The 23,187-nt window shown below is 64.1% G+C and carries 27 protein-coding genes; 13 read left to right on the forward strand and 14 right to left on the reverse strand.

Annotation, left to right across the window (positions count from 1 at the left end; all coding sequences use genetic code 11):
• Positions 1-192: 192 nt before the first annotated feature.
• The 3 genes from QM801_RS05385 to QM801_RS05395 form a co-directional block, all read right to left on the reverse strand.
• Positions 193-786, reverse strand: a complete 594-nt coding sequence (locus QM801_RS05385) for a PadR family transcriptional regulator (protein ID WP_415018186.1) — start codon at positions 784-786, stop codon at positions 193-195.
• 86 nt (positions 787-872) lie between these two features.
• A complete protein-coding gene (locus tag QM801_RS05390) occupies positions 873-1,382 on the reverse strand; it encodes a DUF2852 domain-containing protein (RefSeq protein WP_415018187.1) in 510 nt (169 codons plus the stop codon).
• A gap of 98 nt (positions 1,383-1,480) precedes the next feature.
• Positions 1,481-2,512, reverse strand: coding sequence for an NmrA family NAD(P)-binding protein (locus tag QM801_RS05395; RefSeq protein ID WP_415018188.1), 1,032 nt, complete (start codon positions 2,510-2,512; stop codon positions 1,481-1,483).
• Between the two features lie 129 nt (positions 2,513-2,641).
• On the opposite strand from QM801_RS05395, the gene QM801_RS05400 reads away from it, so the two are divergent.
• Entirely contained in the window at positions 2,642-3,043 is a 402-nt protein-coding gene (locus QM801_RS05400; RefSeq protein WP_415018189.1) for a winged helix-turn-helix transcriptional regulator, read from the forward strand.
• 248 nt (positions 3,044-3,291) lie between these two features.
• The gene (locus QM801_RS05405; protein ID WP_415018190.1) at positions 3,292-3,996 is read left to right on the forward strand and encodes a hypothetical protein; all 705 of its coding nucleotides are present in this window, start codon (positions 3,292-3,294) and stop codon (positions 3,994-3,996) included.
• Between the two features lie 35 nt (positions 3,997-4,031).
• Here the strand turns inward: QM801_RS05405 and QM801_RS05410 are convergent, their stop codons facing one another.
• Positions 4,032-4,553 carry a hypothetical protein gene (locus QM801_RS05410; RefSeq protein WP_415018191.1) on the reverse strand — a complete coding sequence of 174 codons (522 nt, stop codon included), beginning with the start codon at positions 4,551-4,553 and terminating at the stop codon, positions 4,032-4,034.
• A 32-nt stretch (positions 4,554-4,585) separates the two neighbouring features.
• Here QM801_RS05410 and QM801_RS05415 point away from each other — a divergent pair, with 32 nt between their 5' ends.
• The 5 genes from QM801_RS05415 (at position 4,586) to QM801_RS05435 (ending at position 8,479) form a co-directional block, all read left to right on the forward strand.
• Positions 4,586-5,086, forward strand: coding sequence for a heme-degrading domain-containing protein (locus tag QM801_RS05415; RefSeq protein WP_415018192.1), 501 nt, complete (start codon positions 4,586-4,588; stop codon positions 5,084-5,086).
• A gap of 4 nt (positions 5,087-5,090) precedes the next feature.
• Positions 5,091-5,852, forward strand: coding sequence for a sulfite exporter TauE/SafE family protein (locus QM801_RS05420; protein ID WP_415018193.1), 762 nt, complete (start codon positions 5,091-5,093; stop codon positions 5,850-5,852).
• Positions 5,853-6,002: 150 nt separating this feature from the next.
• Positions 6,003-6,299, forward strand: a complete 297-nt coding sequence (locus tag QM801_RS05425) for a hypothetical protein (RefSeq protein WP_415018194.1) — start codon at positions 6,003-6,005, stop codon at positions 6,297-6,299.
• Entirely contained in the window at positions 6,286-6,741 is a 456-nt protein-coding gene (locus QM801_RS05430) for a hypothetical protein (RefSeq protein WP_415018195.1), read from the forward strand. Before QM801_RS05425 ends, QM801_RS05430 begins: the two co-directional genes overlap by 14 nt.
• Positions 6,742-6,832: 91 nt before the next feature.
• Entirely contained in the window at positions 6,833-8,479 is a 1,647-nt protein-coding gene (locus QM801_RS05435; protein WP_415018196.1) for a vWA domain-containing protein, read from the forward strand.
• Positions 8,480-8,655: 176 nt separating this feature from the next.
• Here QM801_RS05435 and QM801_RS05440 read toward each other — a convergent pair whose 3' ends face one another.
• From QM801_RS05440 to QM801_RS05475, 8 genes are all read right to left on the reverse strand, one after another.
• Positions 8,656-9,828 (reverse strand): phosphopentomutase, encoded by a 1,173-nt coding sequence (locus QM801_RS05440; protein ID WP_415018197.1) that lies wholly within the window; start codon positions 9,826-9,828, stop codon positions 8,656-8,658.
• Between the two features lie 5 nt (positions 9,829-9,833).
• Entirely contained in the window at positions 9,834-11,144 is a 1,311-nt protein-coding gene (gene deoA, locus QM801_RS05445) for a thymidine phosphorylase (protein WP_415018198.1), read from the reverse strand.
• Positions 11,141-11,926, reverse strand: coding sequence for a purine-nucleoside phosphorylase (locus tag QM801_RS05450; RefSeq protein ID WP_415018199.1), 786 nt, complete (start codon positions 11,924-11,926; stop codon positions 11,141-11,143). The genes deoA and QM801_RS05450 overlap by 4 nt, the downstream gene beginning before the upstream one ends.
• Positions 11,923-12,315, reverse strand: coding sequence for a cytidine deaminase (cdd, locus tag QM801_RS05455; RefSeq protein ID WP_415018200.1), 393 nt, complete (start codon positions 12,313-12,315; stop codon positions 11,923-11,925). The genes QM801_RS05450 and cdd overlap by 4 nt, the downstream gene beginning before the upstream one ends.
• A 1-nt stretch (position 12,316) precedes the next feature.
• Complete coding sequence (locus QM801_RS05460) at positions 12,317-13,282, reverse strand: ABC transporter permease (protein ID WP_415018201.1); 966 nt, start codon at positions 13,280-13,282, stop codon at positions 12,317-12,319.
• Positions 13,283-13,285: 3 nt separating this feature from the next.
• The gene (locus QM801_RS05465; RefSeq protein WP_415018202.1) at positions 13,286-14,380 is read right to left on the reverse strand and encodes an ABC transporter permease; all 1,095 of its coding nucleotides are present in this window, start codon (positions 14,378-14,380) and stop codon (positions 13,286-13,288) included.
• Positions 14,381-14,519: 139 nt separating this feature from the next.
• Positions 14,520-16,049, reverse strand: a complete 1,530-nt coding sequence (locus QM801_RS05470; protein ID WP_415020896.1) for an ABC transporter ATP-binding protein — start codon at positions 16,047-16,049, stop codon at positions 14,520-14,522.
• Between the two features lie 138 nt (positions 16,050-16,187).
• On the reverse strand, positions 16,188-17,186 hold the full coding sequence (locus tag QM801_RS05475) for a BMP family lipoprotein (protein ID WP_415018203.1): 999 nt from the start codon (positions 17,184-17,186) through the stop codon (positions 16,188-16,190).
• A gap of 473 nt (positions 17,187-17,659) precedes the next feature.
• On the opposite strand from QM801_RS05475, the gene QM801_RS05480 reads away from it, so the two are divergent.
• The 3 genes from QM801_RS05480 to QM801_RS05490 all read left to right on the forward strand — a co-directional run bounded on the left by QM801_RS05480 (position 17,660) and on the right by QM801_RS05490 (position 19,348).
• A complete protein-coding gene (locus QM801_RS05480; RefSeq protein WP_415018204.1) occupies positions 17,660-18,100 on the forward strand; it encodes an Hsp20 family protein in 441 nt (146 codons plus the stop codon).
• Positions 18,100-18,351: a DUF1150 family protein gene (locus QM801_RS05485; protein WP_415018205.1), complete on the forward strand. Its 252-nt coding sequence runs from the start codon at positions 18,100-18,102 to the stop codon at positions 18,349-18,351. Before QM801_RS05480 ends, QM801_RS05485 begins: the two co-directional genes overlap by 1 nt.
• An 85-nt stretch (positions 18,352-18,436) precedes the next feature.
• Positions 18,437-19,348, forward strand: coding sequence for a PhzF family phenazine biosynthesis protein (locus QM801_RS05490; RefSeq protein WP_415018206.1), 912 nt, complete (start codon positions 18,437-18,439; stop codon positions 19,346-19,348).
• Here QM801_RS05490 and QM801_RS05495 read toward each other — a convergent pair whose 3' ends face one another.
• Entirely contained in the window at positions 19,349-19,603 is a 255-nt protein-coding gene (locus QM801_RS05495; protein ID WP_415018207.1) for a hypothetical protein, read from the reverse strand.
• A gap of 406 nt (positions 19,604-20,009) precedes the next feature.
• The gene (locus QM801_RS05500) at positions 20,010-20,288 is read right to left on the reverse strand and encodes a hypothetical protein (RefSeq protein ID WP_415018208.1); all 279 of its coding nucleotides are present in this window, start codon (positions 20,286-20,288) and stop codon (positions 20,010-20,012) included.
• 268 nt (positions 20,289-20,556) lie between these two features.
• Here QM801_RS05500 and leuA point away from each other — a divergent pair, with 268 nt between their 5' ends.
• From leuA to QM801_RS05515, 3 genes are all read left to right on the forward strand, one after another.
• The gene (leuA, locus tag QM801_RS05505; RefSeq protein WP_415018209.1) at positions 20,557-22,239 is read left to right on the forward strand and encodes a 2-isopropylmalate synthase; all 1,683 of its coding nucleotides are present in this window, start codon (positions 20,557-20,559) and stop codon (positions 22,237-22,239) included.
• An 8-nt stretch (positions 22,240-22,247) separates the two neighbouring features.
• Positions 22,248-22,436 carry a hypothetical protein gene (locus tag QM801_RS05510; RefSeq protein WP_415018210.1) on the forward strand — a complete coding sequence of 63 codons (189 nt, stop codon included), beginning with the start codon at positions 22,248-22,250 and terminating at the stop codon, positions 22,434-22,436.
• Between the two features lie 271 nt (positions 22,437-22,707).
• On the forward strand, positions 22,708-22,974 hold the full coding sequence (locus tag QM801_RS05515; RefSeq protein WP_415018211.1) for a hypothetical protein: 267 nt from the start codon (positions 22,708-22,710) through the stop codon (positions 22,972-22,974).
• Positions 22,975-23,187 lie beyond the last annotated feature (213 nt).

Here is a 23,187-nt window from a genome sequence, read left to right on the forward strand (position 1 = left end):
TCACCCTGAGGTGCCGCAGAGCGGCCTCGAAGGGTGGGCGCTCTCAACCCGTCACCCCCGCGAAGGCGGGGGCCCAGCTTTCCTTCAATCCACCAAAGCTGGATTCCGGCTCGCGCGCGACATCTCGCTGCGCTCGATCAAGGCGCGCGTCCGGAATGACGGAGGTTGGGGAGTGTTGCGCACCGCTCCCCCTCACTTCCCGCCCATGATCTCCCGGGCGGCGCGTTCGATGATCTCGCGGATGCGTTCGCGCTCTTCCTTGCCGAGGCCGGCGCGGCTCATCACGGCTGCGCGCAGCGTGTGGAAGGCATGCATGATGGCGGGCGAGGGCGGTCCGCCCGATCCGCCTTCCGCCATGATCTCGATCCGCCGCATCAGGGCATCCACCGCTTCGGCATTCTCCTCGAGATGGACGCGGCCCTTGGGCGTTGCCTCATAGGTTTTCTTGGCGCCGCCATCGGGCACCGCGGCGATCAGTTCCTGCTCCTCGAGCAGCGTGAGTGTGGGATAGATCGTGCCCGCACTCGGCGCGTAGCTGCCGTTGAAGCGCGCTTCGATGGTGCGGATGAGATCGTAGCCGTGCGAGGGCTTGTCGGCGATGAGTGCCAGCAGCAGCAGGCGAAGGTCGCCCTGGCCGAACATGCGCGGGCTCCGCGGTCCGCCACCTTGCATGAAGGGCGAGAAGCGCGACCAGGGTGCGCCACCCCATGGGGCTCCGCCGCCACCTTCGCGGTGACGCGACCAGCCCCATCTCGGCCCGCAGCCTGCCTTGCTCTTGTCCTTCATCCCGTCCGTCTTCCAGCGGCAAAGACCTGCGCCGCTTGCGCGGCGCAGGCTATCTGCTTCGTCAGCGTGATGCCAGTGCTTCGGCCTCACTGGGTCTCGCCGGAGTTTGTTTCGCCCGGCTTGCTTTCGCTTGCGGCCTGCTGCGCCCGGAAGGCATCGTAGGCCTGCTGGTCCCGCTTGCGGCGCTCTTCGGCGCGGAAGGCCCAAAAGGCTTCCCGCTCGGCTCGCAGCTTCTCGATCGCCTCGGCCTGGTGCTGGTCGAAGGCGGCGTTGCCGGTCCAGCGGCGGCCGCGCATGTGGTGATGGCGTCCGCGCCAGCCGCAGCCGCGATGCTGCGTGCCCCCGTCAGGCGGGCCGCCGGCCATGGCGTAGGCCGGTCCGCCCCAGGCGCTCCGCCGGCTCTTCCAGAGGAAGTAGACGAGCGCGGCCGCACCCAGCGGCGGGAAGACGGCGAAGCCCGCGACCACCGCGGCGGCCTTCATCGGGTTGAAGCCGGGGGTCTTTGCCCAGGCGAAATAATCATTGTAGTCCGGCCGGTTGCGGCCATATCCCCAAGGCTTTTCTGAAGCGGTTTCGGGGCCAGTGGTGTATGTCATTGCAGGAGATCCTTTCTCGTTACGACATGTCATAAGATATATCTTAAGATATGACGTTCAAGGGCGGGATCTGAAATTTTTTTCTCCATCTCCAGTCGTCACCCCCGCGAAAGCGGGGGCCCAGCTTCTTCTTGTGTCACCGACAGAAGCTGGATTCCGGCTCGCGCGCGACATCTCGCTTCGCTCGATCGAGGCGCGCGTCCGGAATGACGGTTGTTGGGTTTGCGCAGGGTTCGGAACGAAACCCTCACGCCGTGAAGGCAGCCACGTTCGCCTTCAGCCAGTCTTCGAAGCTGCGGGGCGCAACACCGGTCAGCGCCTTGTAGTCGCCGGTCACGCCCGAGAGTCCGCCCTTGCTGATGTTGTCGTCGAAGGAGGCGAAAACCTTGGCGAGGACTTCCGGGAAGCCCGCACCCATCAGGCCCTGAACGAGTTCCTGCGACCGGCACCTGCACCACGGCGAGCGGCTTCGCCACCGCCTTGCTCACCAGCGCCGCGACCTCGTCGATCGTGTATTCGGCAGCACCTGTAAGCGTATAGACAGCCTTCTCGGCCTTGCCGCTTGCCAGCGCTGCGGCGGCGGCACGGGCGAGATCATCGCGCGCGATGTGCGCAATCTTGCCGTTGCCCGCAGCCGAGTAGTGCGTGCCGCTCTTCAGCGCGTGCGGCAGGCCGTACAGCTGGTTCTCGAAGTACCAGCCGTTGCGGAGCAGGGTGTAGCCCTTGAAGCCCGCCGCCTTCACGGCGTTCTCGGTGCCCACGTGCTCCGGCGCGAAGGAGACGGTCGAGGTGTCGGCCTTCTGCAGCGAGGTGTAGACCACGTGCTCCACGCCTGCGGCCTTGGCGGCGCGCACGGCGGTTTCATGCTGTGCCTGGCGCTTGCCCGGCTGGGTGAGATCATCGGTCGAGATGATGAGCAGGCGGGTCGCCCCCTTGAAGGCCGTGACGAGGCCTGCCTCGTTGTCGAAGTCGCCGGCACGCACGGTGACGCCCTTGGCTGCGAGGTCCGCAAGCTTGGCCGGTGAACGGGTCACGGCGATGATCTGGTTGGCGGGCACCTTCAGCGTGGTGAGGAGGTGGGTGAGGGTGGCCTGGCCGAACTGGCCCGAAGCGCCGGTGACAAGAAGCATGGAAATCTCCTGATTCATCTTTTTCTTGAGTTAGTCTCTTTTTGAGAGTAGGTCTCAGATAAAGAAATTCAGGACGCGCGCAAGACGGCAGTTTTGCCACCCCTGGTTACACGGAAGGAACCACCCCCGATGCCCGCGAGCCCCGTCGCCACGCCCCGCAACCGCCAGTCGGCGGAGCTCAATGCCGCCTGTCCGATCCGCGATGTGCTCGACCGGGTGGGGGACAAATGGAGCTCGCTCATCCTTCTGTCGCTTAAGGACGGGCCACGCCGTTTCGGCGTTTTACGCCGGGAAATAGGGGATATTTCCCAACGCATGCTCACCGAAACCCTGCGCCACCTGCAGCGCGACGGCTTCATTTCGAGGCGCGTGATCCCGGCGACGCCGCCGCAGGTGGAGTACCGACTCACCCCCATGGGCCAGTCGCTGCAGGGCCAGCTTGCAACCCTGGCGGAGTGGGCAGGGACCCATCATGACGCCATACGCGAAGCCCGGAAAAGCTTTGACGGACAACCATCTATGGCTGCCTGAGGCGCCAAATGAATCGCGATGCTGCGCTGCAGCACCACACTGCTGCCCCATTCTGGCGTTTGGCTTTCATTAACCGATTGGGGAAACTTGAGCGGGCGGCGTTAACCTTCTCTTAATCTTCTGCTTCCGCCCAACTCCGGTTCGCCTCATAGTCGGGACGTGCGGCGGCATTAAGTTTGTTGAGTAGTAGGACCCGGTGCGGGGCCTCGCTCTGTTTTTGAGGGACTACCCTTGCGAGGAACAAAAAGATGAGCCAGCCGGACGTGTTGTCATTCCCACCCCGTGGCCCCAAGAAGCAGTCAAATGCCTCCCGCGGCAATCGCGTCAAGGAAGCCTTGCGCGACACACTCACCATTTCGAAGGGCGGCGAGCAGGTGCTCTCGCAGCTTCGTGATCTTCTCGTCGGGCCGCATCAGCGCCTGTCGGAAGCCCGCTTCGAGGAGCTTCTCGACATTCTCGACGAGCAGGATACGTTCAATCGCGGCAAGTTCGCCGAGATCGAAGCCGGTCTCGACGACGTGTCAGCCGAAACCGCTGACCTGCGCGCCAAGTACGATACGCTGAGCAACCGCATCGACACGCTGGTGCAGCAGGCGGAAGCCGAGAAGGCGGCCACGCGCCTTGCCTTCGAGGAAGCCGTGGGCAAGCTCCGCGACGAGTTCGACGTCAAGGTCAAGATCCTGTCCTCGACGCTGCGCGAAAGCCTGCAGGAAACCGACGACGAGCTGCAGCGCTCGGTCCGCGAGCTCTCCAGCACGTTGCAGACCACGCGCAACGAATCCCGCGTTCTCTTCGAGAAGGCGCAGAGCGCCTCCCTCGACAGCCTCGAACAGCGCATCGCCCAATGGCGTGCCGAGATCGAGGACGAGCGCGCCGAAGACATGGAGAAGGTGGCGGCCTCGCTGGTCGACATCGGCCAGAAGCTTCTCAGCCGCAAGGGCCCGCCGGTCTAAAGCCGCGCCTCAGCGACACAGCCTTTCGTGGCGCCTCAGGGATCACACCCCTGCAGGCGCCACATTCCTATGGGCAGGTACTGCCGGGGCTCGGTGTCGTACCAGAGCGTGCCGCCGAAGTCGGGCAGGAAGATCGCATCGGGCGCAGGCTGTCCGGCCTGCGGCAGGTCCTGGATGTTCATGTCGCTATCGAAGAAATAGATGCGCAGGTTGTCGTCACTTCCCGCGTCCGTCTGCTCGGCCGAGACCACGGGTTCCTCCTGCACGGCATAATTGTAGCTGTAACCGTTCGAAGCCGTGAGGCTGAAGCGGTACTTCTGTTTGGGCGTGTTCAGCACCACGTCGAGGTCGCTCCAGGCGAGCGGCTCCGGCCGGGGCGTCAGCACCAGGCTGAAGCCGGGGTCGGCCCCGTCGATCGTGTAGCGGGCGTTCTTGCCCATGCAGTCCGCCGCCAGGGCAGGGACGGCGAGGGCGGCCGCCGCGAGGATGGTTGCGGTGAACATGTATGCCTTGCGCATGAAGCGGTCCTTCGGGTCTTTCAGCTCTCTCTCAGGCATGGTTTAACCCGTTTCCCACGGGAGTCGGAACCATGTCCATCGACAGCGATATTGCGCAAATCAAATTGCAGGAAGAGCGCCTGCGTTTCTCCGCCTTCGACGAGGCCCAGGCCTGGGCCCTGGGCAGCGCCATGCGCGAGAAGGCGCTGGCGGGCAGGATTCCCTTCGTCATCGACATCCGCACCGGCATCCGCCCGCTGTTCTACACCGCGCTCCCGGGCTCCACCGCCGAGAACGCCGACTGGGTGCGCCGCAAGGTCAACTCCGTCTACCGCTTCGAGGCCGCTTCCTACCGCGTGGGTCTCGAGCACAGGAAGTCCGGCAAGGCCTTCGACCAGACGCGCGGCATCAACCCGATCGACTTCGCGCCAGCAGGCGGCGGCTTTCCCATCCGCATCGGTCCCGTGGTGATCGGTTGCGTCACCGTCTCCGGCGTGCCGCAGCGCGACGACCACAACTTCGTCGTCGAATGCCTCGCGGACTTCCTCAAGGTGCCTTACGCCAGCATCGCACTCGGACCCGAAACCGACTGAGCCCATGCCGACGGCCGATCTTCTCTTCTGGGGTCTTGCGATCCTCGCCACCTTTCTCGTGGGCGCCTCCAAGGGCGGCGTGCCGGGCGTGGGCATTCTTGCCGTGCCGCTGCTCTCGCAGGTGATCTCGCCCGTTGTTGCGGCGGGCCTTCTGCTGCCGCTCTACTGCATCAGCGACTGGTACGGCCTCTGGCTCTACCGCAAGAACTATGATGTCTGGAACATCAAGATCATGACCTTCGCCTCCACGATCGGCATCTGCATCGGCTGGGCGACGGCGCGCTACAACAGCGACGAGCTGGTGAAGCTCATGGTCGGCCTCATCGGCATCTGGTACACCATCGACCTCGTCCTCAAGAGCCGCCGCACCGTGGTGGAGCCGAAGCCGGCCGATGTTCCACGCGGACTTTTCTGGGGCACGATCTGCGGCTTCGTCAGCTTCGTCGCTCATGCCGGCGGCACGCCCTTCCAGATGTATGTGCTGCCGCAGCGGCTGGAGAAGATGGTCTATGCCGGCACGGCGACGATCACCTTCACCTTCGTCAATGCGCTGAAGCTGCCGCCCTACTGGATGCTGGGGCAGATCAACCTGCAGAGCCTCGAGACCTGCGCCTGGCTTCTGCCCGTGGCGCTGTTCGGTGCCTGGGCCGGCTTCCGCCTCACCAAGATCCTCCCCGAACGCATCTTCTTCCGCGCGGTGGAGACGGCACTCTTCCTCGTCTCCGTGAAGCTGATCTACGACGCGGTGAGTCACTGGTTGGCGTGACGCCGCCTGGACTGGACAGTAATTCCCCTTATATCACAATAAGTTCGCTAGCGCCGATGCGGCGCGTCTTGCAGTTTGCGGCTTGTCAAAGTTTGGCATGCGACTTACCATCGTCCCCGGCGTTGAAGAACGCAGATCGCGGGTGCGGGCATGAAGGACATCGACAAGATTGCAAAGGTCGTGAGGGAAACCCTGACCTCGACCTTCCAGAAAAACAAGATCCTGGACATCCGTGTTGCCGAAGACAGGGACTTCGACGGCGAGGAAATCCTGCGTGTCGACGTTCTCTTTGAAGGCGCAGCCGATGAGCTCGATACGAAATCGGTGGCCGGCGTCGTACGTTCCGTGAGGCCTCGGCTTCTGCGCGAAGTAAATGAGTCCGCGTTTCCTCTGTTCTCGTTCATCGCGCAGGAAGACGTAGGGGCAGAGCGGTTTGAAGCCGCCTGATCTCATCGTCACGGCACGTGAATTGATCGGCAGCGGCAGGAAGCCGCGCCAATCCAATCTCAGGCGCGCAACGAGTTCCGCATACTATGCCTTGTTCCACGCACTGTCGCGATGTTGTGCCGATACCCTGACAGGAACCAATTGCAGGACAAAGCGGGCATGGAGGCATGTCTACCGCGCGCTGGACCACAAGTTCGCGCTCGACATGTGCAGGAACAAGAACATCAGCAGCTTTCCACAGGAGGTCCAGGACTTCGCAAACGCGTTCGTGTCCTTGCAGAGCAAGCGCCACAGCGCGGACTACGATCCCCATGCGCAACTCTACAAGTCGGCGGTGCAGGTGGATGTGGACAATGCCGAACTTGTACTGAAGACGTTCAGGCGGGTGCCGGTTCATCATCGCCGCGCCTTCGCCATCTGGGTTCTCCTGCGGCAGCGTTAGGGCGCTGGCGTATCGCCCACACCCCCGGGTTTGACAGCCGCCGCAAATCGCGCCACCGTTGTGCAAGGGGCTTCGCAGGACAGGATCTGCCATGACCTTTGCGCGCCTTGTTGCAACGTTCCTTCTCTCCCTTTTCCTCGCCACCGCCGCATCCGCTGAAGGGCAGCGCGTCATCCTCGTGCTCGATGCCTCCGGGTCCATGTGGGGCAAGATCGGCGGCAAGACCAAGATCGACATCGCCAAGGAAGTGGTGGGCAAGGTGGTGGGCAAGTGGAAGGCCGAGGATGAGTTGGGCCTCGTGGCCTATGGCCATCGCAAGAAGGGCGCCTGTGACGACATCGAAACCCTGATCGAGCCCGGCCCCCTCGATGCCGGCGCCTACATGGCCGCCGTGAAGGCGATCTCGCCCAAGGGCAAGACGCCGATGACCGAGGCCATCCGCCAGGCGGCGGAGGCGCTGAAGTACACCGAGAAGAAGGCCACCGTCATTCTTGTCTCGGACGGCATCGAGACCTGCGATCCTGACCCGTGCGCCGTGGCCGATGAACTGGAGAAGGCGGGCGTGGGACTCACCGTTCACACCGTGGGCTTCGGCCTCGATGACAAGGGGGCCGTGGCGCAGTTGAAATGCCTCGCCGAGAAGACGGGCGGCATCTCCATCATTGCCGAAAATGCTGATGAGCTGGAAAGCGCCCTCGACAAGACGGTTGAAGCGGCACCCGCACCACCGCCCGAGCCTGCGGCGCCCGAATTCAACGTCACCGGCCATGTGGTGATGGCGGATGGCGTGGAACTGCCGAAGCCGTGGGACCAGCCGGCGTGGAGCTTCACCGTTTCGAACAACGGCGAGAAGGGCGACTACATCCGCACCGAATATGGCGCGACCTTCAAGGCCGCCTTCGACAAGCCCGGCGAGATGATCGCAACGATCGGCACCGATCTGGCGCAGGTTGAAATTCCGGCCTCTCTCGCGGCGGGTGGCACGATGAAGCTTGAGGCGAACCTCAATGCCGGCGTTGCGCAGTTCAAGGGCATGATGGATGCGGCGAACCCGCTGGCAAGCGAGGGTGCGGCCTGGGCTATCTCCAAGGCGGATGGCACGTATGTCGGCACCAGTTATGGCGTGGCGCCGAAGAACCTTCTCAATGCCGGTGACTACGTCGTGAAGCTGAGTGATGGTCAGGCCGAGGCGCAGCAGCCGTTCACCGTTGCGGCGGGCCAGACCGTCGATGTGGTGGTGACGCTGGGGGCAGGGGCGGCGCGGGTGAAGGGCACCTACTCGGAGGGCGGCGACGCTTTGCCCGATGGCACGGCGATCGAGCTGCGCAAGGCGGCAAATGTTTCGGGCGAGAAGGAATATGTCGCCACCGAGTACGGCAACGACAAGGTCTTCAAGGCGGCGGCGGGTGACTACGTCGCCGTGGTCTCGCTCGATTATGCAAAGGCTGAAGTGCCATTCAAGATCGCGGCGGGCCAGCAGGCGGAGGTGAACGTCAATCTCAACGCGGGCTATCTTGCGGTGACGGCGGCGGGGGCCACGGCGATCGACATCCAGAAGGGCGAGAAGGCGCTGGATGGGTCGCGCACACGGATCGGCGGTGAATATGCCGCCGAACTGAACAAGGCTGTCAACGCCGGGAACTATCACGTCGTGGCCTATGGCGAGGGCAACGCGGTGATTGCGGAGAAGGATGTGTCGGTGACGGCGGGACAGCGCACGGAAGTGACCCTGCCGTAACGGGCTCTGCTATCAGCAACTCAAGTCGTCATTCCGGACGCGCGCCTTGATCGAGCGATAGCGAGATGTCGCGCGCGAGCCGGAATCCAGCTTTGGCGGATCACACACTCGAAGGAAGAAGCTGGGCCCCCGCCTTCGCGGGGGTGACGACACCTACAAACGTCCCTCCGCGCACGCTACAGCCCGAACGCCTCACCCGCGGCGAGGGGTGCGATCCCGAGGTAGCGCGCGATCGATTGCCCGATGTCGGCGAAGCACTGCCGCCTGCCGATCGTGCCGCCCGCAAGCCCCGGTCCCACGCACAAGACCGGCACCTGCTCGCGGCAGTGGTCCGTCCCCGTCCACGACGGATCGTTGCCGTGGTCGGCGGTGATCACGATCCGATCGCCCGGCTTCAGCAGGGACAGCGGTGTCGCCAGCCAGCGGTCGAATTGTTCCAGCGCCTTGGCATAGCCCGGCACGTCGCGGCGGTGGCCGTAGTCGGTATCGAAGTTCACGAAGTTCACCATCAGGAAGCCGCCGTCGCGCAGCTTCGGCATCTCCGCCGCCGTCGTTTCCATCAGCGTCTCGAAGCCCGCCACCTTCACCTCGCGGCCCGTGCCGGAGTGGGCGTAGATGTCGCCGATCTTACCCACCGTGATCACGTCGCGGCCCGCCTCCGTGAGCTTGTTCAGCAGGGTAGGGTGGGGCGGCAGCACCGAATAATCCTTGCGGTGTCCGGTGCGTTCAAACGTCTTCGCCGTCTCGCCCAGGAAGGGCCGGGCGATGATGCGGCCGATGTTGAGGTCATAGGTGAGGTCACGCGCCACCTGGCACACGTCATAGAGCCGCTGCAGGCCGAAGTGTTGTTCATGCGCCGCGATCTGCAGCACGCTGTCGGCGCTGGTGTAGGCGATGGGCTTGCCGGTGCGGATGTGCTCCTCGCCGAAATCCTCGATGACCTGCGTGCCGGAGGCATGTGCGAGGCACAGCAGCCCCGGAATCTTTGCGCCCTGCACGATCGCGTCGATCAGGTCTTGCGGGAAGGCCGGCACCGTGTGCGGGAAATAGCCCCAGTCCTTGTCGAGCGGCACGCCCGCGATTTCCCAGTGCCCGGTGATGGTGTCCTTGCCCTTGCTCACCTCGCGCGCCGCGCCCCACAGGCCGGTGACGGTCCCACCCAGTGGATCGCGCCCCGAGATCAGTTCCGCCGCCTTGCCGAGACCGAAGGAGGCGAGATGCGGAATCGAAAGTTTCACCCGCTCCGCCACATGGCCGAAGGTGTTGGCGCCTTCGTCACCGAACAGCTTCGCATCCGGCGCGCCGCCGATGCCGAAGCCGTCCATGATGAACAGGAAGACGCGCGCCATGGCTGTCACTCCGCGCGGATCGCCTGGATTATGGTGGGACCGCGTTTTCCCCGCTGGCCGATGCGATAGGCGGCACGCACCAGGGTTCGCGCCTGGTTGAAGCCCGCCTCATCGGCGGCATGGATGCGGGCGATGGGTGTTTTGGCGTCCACCGCGTCGGTCTTGCCGAGAAGATTGGAGAGGCCCACGGCATAGTTGATGGAGTCGGTGGCCACACGCCGCCCGCCACCCATCTCGATCACCGCCATGCCGAGGAAGCGCGTGTCGATCGATTGCACCACGCCTTCATGGTCGGAGAAAACATCGCGCACGATGGGGGCTGCGGGCAGGTGCTTCGCCGCTGTCGAGACGAAATCCTTCGGCCCGCCGAGCGCCGCCACCATGCGGTTGAAGTGCTCCGCCGCGCGGCCTGACGCGAGACCTTCTTCCAGTTTCTTTGCCGCCGCACCGGGGGCCGCGAGCCTTGCGCTTTCGAGAAGCTCGGTGCCCAGCGCCAGCACGACCTCCTTCAGCCGCGCGTCCTGTTGCGCGCCCGTGAGGAAAGCGACGGCATTCGCCACCTCGATGGCATTGCCGGCGCAATGGGCCAGGGGCTCGTCCATGTCGGTGATGAGGGCTGTCGTGTGAAGGCCCGCACCATTGGCGACGGAGACGAGACTCTCCGCCAGTTCCTGCGCCTTTTCGATGGTGGACATGAAGGCACCCGAGCCGCACTTCACGTCGAGCACGAGATGCTGAAGCCCGGCGGCCAGCTTCTTCGAGAGAATGGATGCTGTGATGAGGGGCACGCTTTCCACCGTCGCGGTCACGTCGCGGATGGCATAGAGACGCTTGTCGGCGGGCGCGAGGTCCGCCGTCTGGCCGATCACGGCGCAGCCCGCTTCGCGCGTCACCTTGCGGAAAAGGTCGAGGCCGGGCTGGCTCACGTAGCCCGGAATGGAATCGAGCTTGTCCAGCGTGCCGCCGGTGTGGCCAAGGCCGCGGCCCGAGATCATCGGCACGTAGAAGCCGCAGGCCGCCAGCATGGGCGCCAGCATCAGCGAGACATTGTCGCCGATGCCGCCGGAGGAATGCTTGTCCACCACGGGGCCGGGCAGGTCCCATTCGAGGATGGTGCCGGAGTCGCGCATGGCCAGCGTCAGGCCCACCGCTTCCTCGCGGCTCATGCCCTTGAAGAACACTGCCATGGCGAAGGCCGCCACCTGTCCTTCCGAGACGGTGCCCTTGGTCAGGCCCTCGATGAACTCCTTCACCAGCTCGCGGCTCAGGTCCTCGCCGTTCCGTTTCCGGCGGATCACTTCCTGGGGCAGCATCATGTCTTCATGTCCTTGAAGAAGCGCGTCAGCAGCCGCTTCATGTGGCCGGCCGCCTTCTGTCCTTCGCGCTTGGTTTCCTCGTGCGAGGGCGATGCCCCCTTGATGCCCGCGGCGAGGTTGGTGATCGTCGAGATGGCGCAGACCCGCATGCCGAGCCGCCGCGCCATGATGGTTTCCGGCACCGTCGACATGCCCACCGCCGAGCCGCCGATGATCTGGAACATGCGGATCTCCGCCGGCGTCTCGAAGGAGGGGCCGGAGTACCAGCAATAGACACCCTGCTTGAGCGCGATTTTCTCTTTCTTCGCAGCCGCCAGCAGCGCCTTGCGCAAGGCGGGGTCATAGGCGTTGGTCATGGGCACGAAGTTCTCGTCCCCATGCTGGCCGATCAAGGGGTTCATGCCGGAATAGTTGATGTGGTCCGTCAGCATCATCAGCGAGCCCGGCTTCATGGACGGCTTGAGCGAGCCCGCCGCATTGGTGAGCACCAGCGTCTCGATGCCGGCGTCCTTCAACTGGTCGAGGGCGGGGCGCATCACATCCGCCTTGCCGCTCTCGTAAGGGTGGGCGCGGCCTGCCAGCACCGCAACCTCATGGCCCGCCACGTCACCCACATAGAGCTTGCCCGCATGGCCCGAGATCTTTGGCACGGGGAAGCCCGGCAAATCACCGTAAGGAATGACGAGCGGGTCCTTGACGATCTCCACCACGTCGCCCAGCGCCGAGCCGAGGATGATGGCGGTCTTCGGCGCGCGGCCCTGAAGCTTGCTCTTGAGGCTCATGACAGGTTCTCCGGCCCGAAGCTGGCGGGCAGCAATTCGTCCAATGTGAAGGTGCGGATGAGCACGCCCGTCTCGGTGCAGCAGTGGATCTTCACGTCGCCTGCCGCAAACTCGCGGAGCTTCTGGCGGCAGCCGCCACAGGGCGTGCAGAGCGCATCACCGTTGCCCATCACGGCCACTTCGGTCACGCGCCTGCCACCCGCCATGATGAGGTGCGAGATGGCCGAAGGTTCCGCGCACCAACCCTGCGGATAGGCGGCGTTCTCGATGTTGCAGCCGCCGAAGACGCGGCCCTGTTCGTCGCGCACGGCAGCACCCACGTAGAATTTCGAATAGGGCGCATGGGCGCGGGCCCGCGCTGCCTTCGCCGCTTCGATCAGGTCCTTCATCCTAGCGGTCCTTCGTATAGGGCAGGCCGGAGGCTCGCGGCGGCACCGACTTGCCGATGAAGCCCGCCAGCAGCACCACGGTCATCACATATGGCAGCATGTTGATGAACTGCACGGGAATCTCCACTGTGCCGAACTTCACGCCCTGCAGGCGGGTTCCCATGGCCTGCAGGTAGCCGAAGAGCAGGCAGGCCCACAGCGCCGGCCAGGCCCGCCAGTTGGCGAAGATGAGGGCGGCCAGCGCCATGAAGCCGCGTCCCGCCGTCATGTCGCGCACGAAGCTGGCGGAGAGCGAGGTCGAGATGTAGGTGCCCGCGATGCCGCAGAGCACGCCCGCGATGATCACGGCCTGATAGCGGAGCCGCGCCACCGAGATGCCCGCGGTATCGACCGCATGCGGGTTCTCGCCCACGGCACGCAGGCGAAGGCCGAAGCGCGTGCGCGACAGGGCCCAGGCTGTGACCGGCACCAGCGCAACCGCGATGTAGGTGAGCAGCGAATGCCCGGAGACGATGCGGGCCAGCACGCCGACCACGGGCACATTGTAAAGCTCCGCGATCCCCGGAATGTCGATGGGCATGAAGCGCGCTTCGTTGGGAAGGGCAGGGGTGCGTCCGCCTTCCTTGAACCACTCGTTGCCCAGCACCACGGCAAGGCCCGCCGCCAGCATGTTGATGGCGACACCCGAGACCACCTGGTTGCCGCGCTGGTTGATGGAGGCGTAGCCATGCACCAGCGAGAAGGCGAGCGAGACGATGATGGCGATGAGCAGCGCGAGGATGGCATTGCCGGTGAAGGCGGCGGTCGAGGCCGCAGCGAAGGCGGCGATCAGCATCTTGCCTTCAAGCCCGATGTCGACGATGCCCGAACGCTCCGACCACAGGCCTGCAAGGCAGGCGAGGATGAGCGGCACCGAAAGCCGGATGGTGGAGGAGAGGGTTTCCGCGCCGAAGAAGAGTTCCAGCATGGCTCAGTCCTCCGCCTTGAAGAAGAGGGCCGAGAGCCAGGGGCGGAAGGTCTGTTCCAGCGCCCCCATGAAGAGGATGACGAGGCCCTGGATCACCACGATCATGTCGCGGTTGATCTCGGGCTTGGCGAAGGAAAGCTCGGTGCCGCCCTGGTAGAGAAGGCCGAAGAGCAGGGCGGCGAGCACGATGCCGACGGGATGCGAGCGCCCCATCAGCGCCACCGCGATGCCGACGAAGCCTGCGCCCTGCACATATTCGAGCACGAGGCGGTGCTGCGCCCCCAGCACCTCGTTCACCGCCAGCAATCCGGCGATGCCGCCCGAGATCGCCATGGTGATCATGATGATGCGCTGCGGGCGAATGCCGGCATAGATGGCGGCGTCGGTGTTGGCGCCCACGGCGCGGATTTCATAGCCGAGCTTGGTGCGCCACAGCAGGTACCACACGGCCCAGGCGATGAAGAGGGCGAAGAAGAAGGTGGGGTTGAGCGGCGTCGAGGGCAGGCGGTAGTCGAAGAACACCCGCGCCATCTCGCGGAAGCTCATGATGTAGGCGCCCGTCACCTCGCGGCTTTCCACCGCCATGTTGCCCACCGGGCGGAACCAGTAGTTGATGAGATAGACCATCAGGCTCGAGGCGATGAAGTTGAACATGATGGTGGTGATGACGATGTGGCTGCCGCGCTTCGCCTGCAGGTAGCCGGGGATGAAGCCCCAGAAAGCCCCGAACAGGGCCGAGGCCAGCACTGCAAGCGGAATGACGATGGGCCAGGGCAGGAATTCCAGCGAGAGGCCCACCATGGTGGCGCCCAGCCCCGCGATATAGGCCTGGCCCTCGCCGCCGATGTTGAAGAGCCCGGCATGGAAGGCGATGGCCACGGCAAGGCCGGTGAAGATGAAGTTCGTGGCGTAGTAAAGGAGATAGCCCCAGCCCTTGATCGAGCCCACCGCGCCCTTGAGCATGATCCACATGGCCTCGAGCGGGCTTTCGCCGATGATCAGCACCACGATGCCGGAGATCAACAGCGCCACGAACAGGTTGAGCAGCGGGATGAGCGCGACATCGGCCCAGGTGGGAAGTTCGCCCTTGGCGCTCATGCGTGTGCCTCCATGGGCGCATGCTTCAAGGCTCGCGGTGCTCGCACCTCAGCATGAGGTGTAAACTCAATACACCTCACCCTGAGGTGCCGGGCGGAGCCCGGCCTCGAAGGGTGTGCCGTGAACGGGCTCGCTGCCATCATGCTGCGTCCTTTGCGGTGACGCCTGCCATGAGCAGGCCGAGTTCGCGCTCGTTGGCTGAAGGGTCGCGTTCGCCCATCACCTTGCCCGCGAACATCACGATGATGCGGTCGGAGAGCGAGCGGATTTCGTCCAGCTCCACCGAGACAAGCAGGATCGCCTTGCCTTCGTCGCGGAGCGCGATCAGCCGCTTGTGGATGAATTCGATGGCGCCGATGTCGACGCCGCGGGTGGGTTGCCCCACGATCAGCAGATCGGGGTCACGCTCGATCTCGCGGGCGAGGATGATCTTCTGCTGGTTGCCGCCCGAGAACTTGGCGCTCTTGAGCAGCGGATTGCCGGGCCGCACGTCGAAGTCGGCCATTTCCTTGGTGCAGCGGTTGACGACCGCGTCGCGGTCGAGGCGGAAGCCCTTGCCCAGGCTCTCCTCGAAATGCCAGCCGAGGATGCTCGACTCCGAGGCATCGAAGGAGGTGATGAGGCCGCGGTGCTGGCGGTCTTCCGGCACATGGGCGAGCCCCTCGCGGCGGAGATGCTGCGGGTCGCCCATCATGCCGATGTTCTTGCCCTCGAAATAGACCTCGCCCGAGGTCGGCACCGTAATGCCCGAGATCACGTCGAGCAGTTCCGATTGGCCGTTGCCGGAGACACCGGCGATCCCCACGATCTCGCCCTTCCGCACCGTGAAGGACACGTCGTCGACGCGGGCGATGCCCTTCCTGTCCTTCCACGTCACGTGGCGCACGTCGAGCACCACTTCGCCCGGCTTCGAGGGCCGCTTCTCCACCTGCAGCAGCACGCGGCGGCCCACCATGGCCTCGGCCAGTTCGCCGACATTGGTTTTCGCGGTATCGAAATTCGCCACCACCTCGCCGCGGCGCATCACCGTCACCTTGTCGGTGATCGCCATGATCTCGCGCAGCTTGTGGGTGATGAGGATGACGGTCTTTCCCTGGTCGCGGAGCTGCCCCAGGATGCGGAAGAGATGGTCCGCCTCGTCGGGCGTCAGCACGCCCGTGGGCTCATCGAGGATCAGCGTCTCCGCGCCTTTGAACAGCGCCTTGAGGATTTCCACGCGCTGCTGCAGGCCCACCGGAAGCTCGCCCACGATGGCGTCCGGGTCCACGTCCATTTCATATTCTTCGGCAAGGTGTTTCAGCGTCTCGCGCGCCTTCGTCAGGGCAGGGCCGATCAGCGCGCCGCCTTCCGCACCCAGCACCACGTTCTCCAGCACCGTGAAGGTGTCGACCAGCATGAAGTGCTGGTGCACCATGCCGATGCCGTGGGCGATGGCGTCGGAGGAGGAGCGGATCTTCACCGCCTCGCCCTTGACGCGGATCTCGCCCTTGTCGGCGGTGTAGAAGCCGAACAGGATCGACATCAGCGTGGATTTGCCGGCGCCGTTTTCGCCGATGATGCCGTGGATCGACCCTTGCGCGATGGTCAGGTCCACATCCTTGTTGGCATGAACCGCGCCGAAGCGCTTGTCGATGCCGATGAGTTCGATGGCAGGCGTGCGTTCGGTCATCACCAGTTCAACTTCCCCCTCTCCGGTGATGGAGAGAGCTGCGGTGGAATTCGCCAATGGAAAGAAGAGCGGCGCAACCCTGCTTCAAGGGCCGTTGCGGGCCTTGAACCGAAGCAGGATTGCGCCGGAACCGTCGTCTTACTCAACCGGGCACTTGTTGTCGGCCATGTAGTCGTGCACCTGGATGGTGCCGGCGATGATGTCGGCCTTGGCCTTCTCCACCGCGGCCTGCATTTCCGGCGTCACCAGCGACTTGTTGTTGTCGTCCATGGCATAGCCAACGCCGTCTTCCTTGAGGCCGAGCGCCTGGATGCCACCCTTGAAGGTGCCGTCCTTGCCCGACTTCATGACGTTGTAGACGGCGACATCGACGCGCTTCAGCATCGAGGTCAGCACCTTGCCCGGATGCAGGTGGTTCTGGTTGGCGTCGACGCCGATCGAGAGCGCGCCGCCGTCGGCAGCGGCCTGAAGCACGCCGAGGCCGGTGGCGCCGGCTGCGGCATAGATCACGTCAGCGCCCTGGCTCATCTGGCTCTTGGCGATTTCGCCGCCCTTCACTGGATCGTTCCAGGCAGCGCCCGTGTCACCCGTCATGTTCTGGAAGATGGTGGCATCGGCCTTGGCGGCCTTCACGCCCTGGGCATAGCCGCAGCCGAACTTGCGGATGAGCGGAATGTCCATGCCGCCCACAAAGCCCACCTTGCCGGACTTGGACGCCATGCCGGCCATCATGCCGACAAGGTAGGAGCCTTCGTTTTCCTTGAACACGATCGACTGCACATTCGGCAGGTCAACCACCATGTCGACGATCGCAAACTTCAGGTCGGGATATTCCTTGGCCACCTTTTCCACGGCGGCAGCCTGGGCAAAGCCCGCGGCGATGATGGGCGAGTAGCCCTGGTCGGCGAAGTTGCGGATCGCCTGTTCGCGCTGGGCTTCGTTGGCGATTTCGAACTCACCATAGGCCACGCCGGTTTCGGCCTTGAACTTCTCGGCGCCGTTGAACATCGACTCGTTGAACGACTTGTCGAACTTGCCGCCGATATCGAAGACAATGGCGGGCTTGTCGTCGGCGGCGAAGGCCGAGGCGGCCATCAGCGCGGAAAGGGCCGCAGCGCCGAGCAGTTTCTTGATCATGAATTTTCTCCCTGTTTTTGACCAATAGGTCAACGTATCAAACCTCTTGGCAGCATGGAAGGGCCGGCGCCAAAGCCCCCGCGCTTCCCTGTGCATGGGCGGCACTTCACGCCAAAACCCTGTCATCTGCAAGGGCTTCCGGGGTGGTGCCGGGAGGTGGGACGCACAACATTCTTCACCACCGTCATTCCGGACGCGCGCCTTGATCGAGCGGAGCGAGATGTCGCGCGCGAGCCGGAATCCAGCTTTGGTGGATTTCAAGCTCGAACAAAGAAGCTGGGCCCCCGCCTTCGCGGGGGTGACGGAAGGAAAAGAGGCGGGGGTGACGGAAGAAAAAGTGGCGGGTGACGCTGGGTGTACCCCCCAATCCGTCACCGTTGAAGTTCCCGCTTGCCGTTCACATATAACCCCCAGACGGGGTGGGCCTGACGGGACGCCCCGGCACTACAAGCTGCTGTAACGGGGCTCGGACCATGACACGCGTTTCGCTTTTCTCATCGCCGCTTCTCCTCGGTTTCGAGGAGGTTGAACGGCTTCTCGACCGGGCCGCGAAAATCCCCGGCGACGGCTACCCGCCCTACAACATCGAACGCGTCGTGGAGCAGGGCTCCAACGGCAGCAGCGGCAAGGAACGCCTCCGCATCACCATTGCGGTGGCGGGCTTCACCGTCAACGACCTCGAGGTGACGCTGGAAGACCGCCAGCTCGTCATCCGCGGCAAGCAGAAGGAGGAAGAACAAAAGGACTATCTCCACCGGGGCATCGCCGCCCGCCAGTTCAGCCGGGCCTTCGTGCTCGCTGACGGCATGGAAATCGGCGAGGCCCGGCTTCAAAACGGTTTATTGACAATTGAGGTGCACCGTATCGAACCAGAACGGTTGGTCCGGCGTATTACTGTGAAGGACTTGAACTGATGGACAAGACATTTGCCAAACTCGACGATGCGGCTCTCGCGGCCCTTGGCGGCGGCGTGATCGGCTATGTCAGGGAAATCGAAGGCGCCGATGCGGTGAAGCTCCTGGGCGAACGCATTGAAGTTCCCCCGGATGCCAAGCTCTACTGCCTCTACAACGCCGATGGTTCGCCGATCTCCATTTCGGGCTCGCGCGAAGCTGCGTTTTCCTCTGCCATGGAGCATGAGCTGGTTGCGGCCAGCGTGCACTGATCCGCGCCTGAGCGCATCCTGAACCGCTACAAGCAGGACAATGTTTGTCTTGCGGGCGTTCAACCTTGGCCCGATACCTCGGGCCATGAAACTCGACTTCCACACCCTCGACGTGTTCACCACGCGCAAGTTCGGCGGCAATCCCCTTGCCGTCGTGCTTGGCGCGGATGGGCTTTCAACCGAGCAGATGCAGGTGATCTGCCGGGAGTTCAATCTCTCGGAGACCACCTTCGTGTTGAAGCCCGATGATCCCGCGCACACGGCGAAGATGCGGATCTTCTTTCCCGGCGGCGAGATGCCCTTCGCTGGACACCCCACGCTCGGCACGGCGGCACTTCTTGCCGAACTGAAAAACAAGCCGGGCTGTTCCTTCGAGACGACGATCACGCTCGAACTCAAGGCGGGCCTCACGCCGGTGCGCGTCTCGCGCATCGCCGACCGCATCAACGGTGTCTTCACCGCACCCGTGGTGCCCTATCATACCGATGCGCCGCTCCCTACCGTTGCGGAGGCGGCGCGCGCGCTCAATCTCGATCCTGCCGATATCGGTTTCGATGGTCACGGCCTCGCCTCGCTGGAGGGCGGGCCGCGCTTCTTCTATGTCCCGGTGAAGAGCCGCGCGGCGCTGGAAAAATCAAAGGTTCTCGAACCTTACTGGTCAGAGGTGATAAAGCCGATGAACGGTGTCGATGCCGCCTATCTCTACACCCGCGGCGGTGACGGACCGAATGCGGCCTTCCGTGCCCGCATGTATGCGCCGACGGGCGGCATCCCTGAGGATCCGGCCACGGGCTCGGCCACCGCACTTCTTGCGGCGCAGCTTCTCACGGCGGAGAAACTCGCCGACGGGTCACACCGCTGGCAACTGGAGCAGGGCTACGAGATGGGCCGTCCGTCCGACCTCACCCTCGAGTCCGATGTGAAGGCGGGCAAGCTCACGGCGGTCCGCGTCGGCGGCTCGGCTGTCCGGATGATGAGCGGAACGCTCGAGATCTGATTACTGGTCGATGCCCAGCAGCACCTTGGCCTCGGCGGCGACTGACTGGCCTTCCTCGGTGTTGCCCGCACCACAGAGCTGCACCGCCTGGCTCCGCATGTCCTCGGCCTGGGCACGCTTGTCGGCGTCGACTTCCTTGGTCTTCAGGGCGTTGTCGATCTTGCCGATGTCGTCCTGGCAGGTGGTGTCCTGGGCCAGCGCCGGGGCGGCGAGGGCGAGGGTGAGAAGGGCTGCGGCGATGCCATTGCGAATCATGATCTGTGGTCCATCCGGTCCTGTGTCGGACGGGGCTTATGCCAAATTCCCGGAGATTTCGCCAGCCGTTGTGATTTTCCCAACCGTCATTCCGGACGCGCGCCTTGATCGAGCGGAGCGAGATGTCGCGCGCGAGCCGGAATCCAGCTTTGGTGGATTACAGGTTCACAAGAAGAAGCTGGGCCCCCGCCTTCGCGGGGGTGACGGGCTAAAAACCGTATCAGCCCCCGAAATACCCTGCGAAGGCTGGGGCGATCATGAAGGCCGTTGCAAGAACGGCTGAGAGAAGGAAGGTCCTCATCAGGGGCTCCTGTGACTTTGCCGGCACCGTCGCCGGTCTCATCACAGCAATGCCCAAGCCCTCGGAAAAGTTCGTGTCTGCGGCCTCACGCCCCGGTGGGAACCCTTACACCGTATCCGGCGTTTGATGGCACTTCCGGCCCCCTTCGCCCGCAGGCCTGGGGCTCTGCAGGGCGTTCTGGCAGGCGGCGAGGTCACCCGCCTTCTTGGCGGCGGTGGCTGCCTTCAGCAGTTCCTCGAGGAAGAGCTTCTCCGGCACCGTCACCTGCGGATTGGCAAGCGCGCTCTGGGCCGAACTGATCACCGTGTCGCACGGGTCGGCGCGGGCTGGCGTGGCAACGGCCGCGGCGGCAAGGGCGGCGGCAAGGAGCAGGGAACGGAGCATCGGCAGGGTCTCCCGGTCTGTGGCACAGGGGCGCAGGCTAACACGGCAATCGCGGCACCAGAAGGGCGGGAAAACCCCCGCAGGCGCCCACCCTTGCCATTCCCGCCCGCTTCCCTTATGAGCCTTGCCATGCGCGACACCCGCACCCTTCTGCTTCCGCTTCTGCTTACCAGCCCCTGAGGGCCGGCCGGGCGAGACGCGCCCTGGCTCTCCGGGGATCACGCCAGCCAGAGCCAGACCACCTACAGCAGAAGAAAGACCTTTCCCCATGATGATCAATCCGTCCGAGAAGTACCGCGCCTATCCGCCGGTCGCCCTGCCAGACCGCCAGTGGCCCAGCAAGGCCATCACGAAGCCGCCCATCTGGTGCTCCGTCGACCTCCGCGACGGCAACCAGTCGCTGATCGAGCCCATGGGCCACGAGCGCAAGATGCGGATGTGGAACGCGCTGGTGAAAATGGGCTTCAAGGAAATCGAGATCGGCTTCCCGTCCGCCTCGCAGACCGACTTCGATTTCTGCCGCCACCTCATCGACAACAAGTGCATTCCCGATGACGTGACCATCCAGGTGCTGGTCCAGTGCCGCGAGGAACTGATCCGCCGCACCTTCGAAGGCATCCGCGGCGCCAAGTCCGCCATCGTGCACTTCTACAATTCGACCAGCGAACTGCAGCGCCGCGTCGTCTTCCAGAAGGACCGCCAGGGCATCATCGACATCGCCGTCTCGGGCGCGAAGCTGATCCGCCGCCTCGCCGACGACAGCGGCATGAAGGACCAGATCCGCTTCGAATACTCGCCCGAAAGCTTCACCGGCACCGAGCTCGATTATGCCGTCGAGATCTGCGAGGCCGTGATGGACGTGATCGAGCCCACGCCGCAGAAGCGCCTCATCCTCAATCTCCCCGCCACGGTGGAGATGTCCACGCCCAACATCCACGCCGACCAGATCGAGTGGTTCTGCCGCAAGATCAAGAACCGCGACAGCGTCATCATCTCGCTCCACCCGCACAACGACCGCGGCAGCGCGGTGGCCGCCACCGAATTGGGCCTGCTCGCGGGCGCGGACCGTGTCGAGGGCACGCTCTTCGGCAATGGCGAGCGTACCGGCAATGTCGACATCGTGACGCTGGCCATGAACCTGTTCACCCAAGGCGTGAACCCCGGCCTCGATTGCTCGAACATCAACGAGCTCGTCCGCATGGCCGAGTATTGCAACCAGCTCCCCATCCATCCGCGCCACCCGTATGCGGGCGAACTCGTCTTCACTGCCTTCTCGGGCTCGCACCAGGATGCCATCAACAAGGGCTTCAAGCACATGAAGGCGTCGAACGCGCCGTTGTGGGAAGTGCCGTACCTGCCCATCGATCCCATGGACCTGGGCCGCACCTACGAGGCGGTGGTGCGCATCAACTCGCAGAGCGGCAAGGGCGGCATCGCCTACATCATGGAGACGGAACACGGCATCGAGCTGCCGCGCCGCCTGCAGATCGAATTCTCCAAGGTGGTGCAGGCCATCGCCGATGGCGAGGGCGTGGAGGTGGAAGCCTCGCGCCTGTGGAGCGCCTTCGAGAACGAATATCTCGATGGCAACGGCCGCTATGGCTTCGTCGATCACGAGGTGAAGGGGGGCCAAGGCGATAACAAGGGTGCGGCCACCGTCACCGCCCACATCACGGTCGACGGCAAGGCCAAGACCATCAAGGGGCAGGGCAACGGCCCGGTGGATGGCTTCGTCGATGCGCTGCGCAAGGAAAGCGGCATCGCCTTCGACGTGGCGGACTACCGCGAGCACGCCATGGGCCACGGCGCCAACGCCACGGCGGTGGCTTATGTGGAACTGCGGCTGGCTGATGGCAGCACGCTCTTCGGCGTGGGCATCGACAAGAACATCGTCGTCGCCTCGCTCAAGGCGGTGGTGAGCGGCGTGAACCGCGCGGCGCGGCGGGGATAAGATCGGCCATGCAGCGCGGGCAAGCCGCGCTGCATGACTTTTTGGATTCGGCCCTTCCACGCGGCAACACCCTCAATGTGAAATCGGCCATGCAGCGCGGCTTTGCCCCGCTGCATGACTTTTTGGATTCGGCCCTTCCACGCGGTTGTGCCTTCACTCACAATCTCAACACCCGTCATTCCGGACGCGCGCCTTGATCGAGCGGAGCGAGATGTCGCGCGCGAGCCGGAATCCAGCTTCTGTCATTCCCTCAGACCGTCACCCTCTACGCATTTGGAGGGCGAGTCTTTGCCACACGCTCCACCCTCATCCGCCCTTCGGGCACCTTCTCCCGCCAGCGGGAGAAGGCCCGATGACTATCGCCCTCGCCCCTCCGGGGAGAGGGTCCGCGAAGCGGGGGTGAGGGGCACTCTCCCCCAACCCACACCCCACCTTCCCACACCCACCCATTCCCCTTACTCTCCACCCATGGAGCAGAAATCCCCCATCGCCTTCCTCATCGCCGTGGTCGCGGCGGGCAGCGTCATTCCGGTGGTGGCTTTGATGGATGCGATCTACCAGCAGGGCGGCGATGGCCTAGGCGGAGCAGGGGCCATGATGCTGTTCATGATTGCCGCCATCGTGCTGACGGTGGGCGGCGTGATCATGGGCTTCCGCCGCCGCGAGAAATTCGCCTGGCTCAGCTACGTGGCGCTCGCGCTGTGGGTGCTGCCGGTTGTGGTGCTGATGGTGTGAGAAGCTGATCTGGGGATAGTTGTACTTTCTTCCGCGGACGTCAGAGTTATCGAAGCATAAGGCTTCGAGTGCAATTGTGCTTCGGCATCAACTCAAGTATACTTTGTGCCTCGAATTTTTTTGGTGCGAGTGAGATTGATTTAATCGAAATAGAATTCTGGAGGCCCGTTTGGAAATTCTTGGTCATTATTTTGATCTTGTATCCGGTATCGT

The organism is Aestuariivirga sp., from assembly GCF_047600585.1.
In the GTDB taxonomy this organism is placed as follows: Bacteria; Pseudomonadota; Alphaproteobacteria; order Rhizobiales; family Aestuariivirgaceae; genus Aestuariivirga.

Coding starts and splice junctions, on each gene's coding strand:
- QM801_RS05465 (WP_415018202.1), bottom strand. CDS start 14,380: ATGAGCGCCAAGGGCGAACTTCCCACCTGGGCCGATGTCGCGCTCATC.
- QM801_RS05385 (WP_415018186.1), bottom strand. CDS start 786: ATGAAGGACAAGAGCAAGGCAGGCTGCGGGCCGAGATGGGGCTGGTCG.
- QM801_RS05390 (WP_415018187.1), bottom strand. CDS start 1,382: ATGACATACACCACTGGCCCCGAAACCGCTTCAGAAAAGCCTTGGGGA.
- QM801_RS05415 (WP_415018192.1), top strand. CDS start 4,586: ATGTCCATCGACAGCGATATTGCGCAAATCAAATTGCAGGAAGAGCGC.
- QM801_RS05510 (WP_415018210.1), top strand. CDS start 22,248: ATGCAGCGCGGGCAAGCCGCGCTGCATGACTTTTTGGATTCGGCCCTT.
- cdd (WP_415018200.1), bottom strand. CDS start 12,315: ATGAAGGACCTGATCGAAGCGGCGAAGGCAGCGCGGGCCCGCGCCCAT.
- QM801_RS05515 (WP_415018211.1), top strand. CDS start 22,708: ATGGAGCAGAAATCCCCCATCGCCTTCCTCATCGCCGTGGTCGCGGCG.
- QM801_RS05405 (WP_415018190.1), top strand. CDS start 3,292: ATGAGCCAGCCGGACGTGTTGTCATTCCCACCCCGTGGCCCCAAGAAG.
- QM801_RS05420 (WP_415018193.1), top strand. CDS start 5,091: ATGCCGACGGCCGATCTTCTCTTCTGGGGTCTTGCGATCCTCGCCACC.
- QM801_RS05440 (WP_415018197.1), bottom strand. CDS start 9,828: ATGGCGCGCGTCTTCCTGTTCATCATGGACGGCTTCGGCATCGGCGGC.
- QM801_RS05470 (WP_415020896.1), bottom strand. CDS start 16,049: ATGACCGAACGCACGCCTGCCATCGAACTCATCGGCATCGACAAGCGC.
- QM801_RS05400 (WP_415018189.1), top strand. CDS start 2,642: ATGCCCGCGAGCCCCGTCGCCACGCCCCGCAACCGCCAGTCGGCGGAG.
- QM801_RS05480 (WP_415018204.1), top strand. CDS start 17,660: ATGACACGCGTTTCGCTTTTCTCATCGCCGCTTCTCCTCGGTTTCGAG.
- leuA (WP_415018209.1), top strand. CDS start 20,557: ATGATGATCAATCCGTCCGAGAAGTACCGCGCCTATCCGCCGGTCGCC.
- QM801_RS05450 (WP_415018199.1), bottom strand. CDS start 11,926: ATGAGCCTCAAGAGCAAGCTTCAGGGCCGCGCGCCGAAGACCGCCATC.
- QM801_RS05475 (WP_415018203.1), bottom strand. CDS start 17,186: ATGATCAAGAAACTGCTCGGCGCTGCGGCCCTTTCCGCGCTGATGGCC.
- QM801_RS05495 (WP_415018207.1), bottom strand. CDS start 19,603: ATGATTCGCAATGGCATCGCCGCAGCCCTTCTCACCCTCGCCCTCGCC.
- QM801_RS05435 (WP_415018196.1), top strand. CDS start 6,833: ATGACCTTTGCGCGCCTTGTTGCAACGTTCCTTCTCTCCCTTTTCCTC.
- QM801_RS05395 (WP_415018188.1), bottom strand. CDS start 2,512: ATGCTTCTTGTCACCGGCGCTTCGGGCCAGTTCGGCCAGGCCACCCTC.
- QM801_RS05490 (WP_415018206.1), top strand. CDS start 18,437: ATGAAACTCGACTTCCACACCCTCGACGTGTTCACCACGCGCAAGTTC.
- QM801_RS05500 (WP_415018208.1), bottom strand. CDS start 20,288: ATGCTCCGTTCCCTGCTCCTTGCCGCCGCCCTTGCCGCCGCGGCCGTT.
- QM801_RS05410 (WP_415018191.1), bottom strand. CDS start 4,553: ATGCCTGAGAGAGAGCTGAAAGACCCGAAGGACCGCTTCATGCGCAAG.
- QM801_RS05425 (WP_415018194.1), top strand. CDS start 6,003: ATGAAGGACATCGACAAGATTGCAAAGGTCGTGAGGGAAACCCTGACC.
- QM801_RS05485 (WP_415018205.1), top strand. CDS start 18,100: ATGGACAAGACATTTGCCAAACTCGACGATGCGGCTCTCGCGGCCCTT.
- deoA (WP_415018198.1), bottom strand. CDS start 11,144: ATGATGCTGCCCCAGGAAGTGATCCGCCGGAAACGGAACGGCGAGGAC.
- QM801_RS05460 (WP_415018201.1), bottom strand. CDS start 13,282: ATGCTGGAACTCTTCTTCGGCGCGGAAACCCTCTCCTCCACCATCCGG.